A 1,641-nucleotide genomic window follows, 5' to 3' on the forward strand; every position below is an offset into this window, starting at 1 on the left:
TCGGTTAAAATCTCGTCGAGCTCAGGTGTTCCCGCCATTTGTTTTAACACAGATTCAGGGACGTTTTTCTTCGCCGCATCACGTGCTTCGGCTAAGAACTCGCTGTTATTTAACACGTTTTGCTCAAACTCATCATAGCGTTTCGCTTCAAGTTCCAATAATCCTTTCAGATTTAAGTTATCTTCAAGATTATCGTAATTCGGTTTGTTTGATGCATCGTTATCGGCAGCCGCGTCATCAGTACGCTTAGCTTGTTTTTCAGCATTTTCCTGTTTGTTTTTGCCTTTAAAGAAATTCTTAATTTTATCAAAAATTGAAGGACTTTCTTCTTGCTGCGCTTTTGGTTTGCTATCGGCTGATGTCGATGCGGATTCCGCTGAATTACGATTGTTATTATTGTTAGCATTACCTTCCTGGGTAGCAGGAATGTCCGCATAATCGCTTTCAGCGTGATTACCTTTTACATTACCGGTTTGTGGTAATTCTGGTAACTCACGTTTAGCTCTGTTTTTGCCTTCGCTTGCTGCCGGAATTTCCGCATAGTCACTTTCAGCATGGTTGCCCTTTGTATTACTAACTTGAGGTAATTCAGGTAATGCACGTTTAGCTTTATTTTCTGCACTTACTGCTGGAATTTCTGCATAATCGCTTTCAGCATGGCTGCCTTTTGTATTACCCGCTTGTGGTAATTCAGGCAATGCACGTTTAGCTTTATTTTCAACCGCACTTGCTGCCGGAATTTCTGCATAATCGCTTTCAGCGTGGTTACCTTTTGCGCTACCCGCTTGTGGTAATTCAGGTAATGCACGTTTAGCTTTATTTTCCGCACTTGCTGCCGGAATTTCTGCATAGTCACTTTCAGTGTGATTACCTTTTGCACCATTAGTTTGTGGTAATTCAGGCAATGCACGTTTAGATCTATTTTTGCTTGCACCTGCCGCAGGGATTTCTGCGTAAAGTGGTTCTTCCGTCGCATGGGATTGACGATTTGCATTAGCATCGCCTACTTTGGCATAGGTGCTGTCAACCGTATTTGGAATTTCTTCATAAATCGGTTCGCTGCCTGATTTTTTGCCTTTCGGTTTTTGTACTTCGCTGTAAACCGGCTCGTCCGCAGAACGGGATTGACGGTTTGCGTTAGCATCGCCTACTTTGGCATAGGTGCTGTCAACCGTATTTGGAATTTCTTCATAAATCGGTTCGCTGCCTGTTTTTTTGCCTTTTGGTTTTTGTACTTCGCTGTAAACCGGCTCGTCCGCAGAACGGGATTGACGATTTGCGTTAGCATCGCCTACTTTGGCATAGGTGCTGTCAACCGTATTTGGAATTTCTTCATAAATCGGTTCATTGCCTGTTTTTTTGCCTTTCGGTTGCTGTACTTCGCTGTAAACCGGCTCGTCCGCAGAACGGGATTGACGATTTGCATTAGCATCGCCTACTTTGGCATAAGTGCTGTCAACCGCATTTGGAATTTCTTCATAAATCGGTTCGTTGCCCGGTTTCTTGCCTTTCGGTTTTTGTACTTCGCTGTAAATCGGTTCTTCCGCAGAACGGGATTGACGATTTGCATTAGCATCGCCTACTTTGGCATAGGTGCTGTCAACCGCATTTGGAATTTCTTCATAAATCGGTTCGTTGCCC

At 43.7% G+C, this 1,641-nt stretch carries 1 protein-coding gene (only partly in view); it reads right to left on the reverse strand.

The window, feature by feature from the left end; translation table 11 throughout:
• The coding region annotated (locus EDC44_RS11260) for a two-partner secretion domain-containing protein (RefSeq protein ID WP_131978962.1) crosses the window boundary (this coding region is incomplete at its 3' end): on the reverse strand, positions 1-1,641 show 1,641 of its 7,877 nt. The annotated region continues 6,236 nt past the right edge of the window.

It is taken from the genome of Cricetibacter osteomyelitidis, from assembly GCF_004340985.1.
In the GTDB taxonomy this organism is placed as follows: Bacteria; Pseudomonadota; Gammaproteobacteria; order Enterobacterales; family Pasteurellaceae; genus Cricetibacter; species Cricetibacter osteomyelitidis.